The 1,535-nt window shown below is 34.0% G+C and carries 1 protein-coding gene; it reads left to right on the forward strand.

Features of this window, described 5'->3' with window-relative positions:
* Positions 1-108: 108 nt before the first annotated feature.
* The gene (locus tag FYJ55_RS10590) at positions 109-1,224 is read left to right on the forward strand and encodes an IS110 family RNA-guided transposase (RefSeq protein WP_154556790.1); all 1,116 of its coding nucleotides are present in this window, start codon (positions 109-111) and stop codon (positions 1,222-1,224) included.
* Positions 1,225-1,535: the final 311 nt, after the last annotated feature.

Raw genomic sequence — 1,535 nt, forward strand, 5'->3', positions numbered from 1 at the left:
GAGATAATATGAAGTGACCTCCTATTGTCAATACGTGGATTACGACTCATAATTGAATTGATTAAAAACACTTATGGTGTCGATGCCATAACACAATAGGAGGTCACTATGAAAAGTATATTATCTGTTGGAATGGATGTCCACAAAAATTCGTTTAGTTTATGTGCTTATGATGGTTATACAGGAGAAATCGTTTCAGAATCTACATTTGCTTCTGATGTAAAACTAGTAATTAAGTTTATTGAAACACTTAAAAGTCGTTATGAAAACGATGTAGAAATCAAATGTGGTTATGAAGCAGGTTGTCTTGGATATTCTCTTTATAAGTCGTTAACTGCAAGAGGAGTGGATTGTGTAATTTTGGCTCCTACAACTATGCAGGTTTCTGCAAAAAATAAGATGGTAAAGAATGACAGAATGGATGCTTTGAATATTGCAAAGAACTTGGCTAGTGGATCATATAAATCTGTATATGTTCCAGATGAAGAAGATGTTGAAATAAAAGAATACATCCGTATGATTCATGATTTCAAAAAGGAATTAAAAAGAGTTAAGCAGGAAATCTGCGCATTTGTATTGCGTCATGGCTATCAATATGATGGTAAATCTAAATGGACAATTCGCTATATGAATTGGATCAGAGAATTGGAAATGTCAGAAATTCAAAGAGAAACCTTAAATGAATATATTGCAGAAATGGAAAATTTAAACGATAAAATCAATCGATTCATGAATCGTATTGATGAGATGTATCAAAGTGAAAGATACCATGAAAAGGTATCTAAATTAAGATGTTTTAAGGGTATAGAAACATTTGCAGCCATGACTATACAGGTAGAAACAGCTGATTTTGAACGTTTTCCAAGCGCAAAAGCATATGCATCCTATACTGGACTTACAACAGGAGAACATTCTAGTGGCGATAAAAACAACCGAATTGGTATTACAAAGCAAGGAAATACAGTGATTAGAAAAACACTGGTAGAATGTGCACAATCTTTGGTGAAAGGAAACGTATATGCAAAAAAATCACAAGGGTTAAAAAGTCGTCAAAAAGGAATGGATGTAAATATTATTGCATATGCGGATAAGGCAACAGAACGTTTGAAGAAGAAATACCAAAAATTGATTGAACGAAATGTGCCTAGAAATAAGGCAATAGTCGCTGTAGCTAGAGAGTTAGCATGTTTTATTTGGGGAATGGAAACAGGAAACATCCATTAAAATAATAAATAAGTGAAAGGAGATGTGAAGAAAGACTTTTAGAAAGACAAAGGATTGATGATATAGAGGAACTTCGTAAATAATGAAACAGGTCTGGTTATTTGCGATTCACCTCTTAAGGCAATAGTGGTACACGAATCAAATCGCGAGGAGGACTGTACGAAAAAGCTATTGATCCACGATATGAGATTTACAAAACCTGCTCGACGGACCATTAACCTTAGGTACCCAATCCACGAATAACAGAGTGGTTAACTGTCGATAGATTTGTTTAGGAGTTCCTCTATGTCATCAATCTAAAACTGAATATT

It is taken from the genome of Holdemanella porci (genome assembly GCF_009696075.1).
Taxonomy (GTDB): domain Bacteria; phylum Bacillota_I; class Bacilli_A; order Erysipelotrichales; family Erysipelotrichaceae; genus Holdemanella; species Holdemanella porci.

What these genes read in the sequence shown, in the direction of transcription:
- FYJ55_RS10590 (WP_154556790.1), top strand. Translation starts at nt 109, where the DNA reads ATGAAAAGTATATTATCTGTTGGAATGGATGTCCACAAAAATTCGTTT.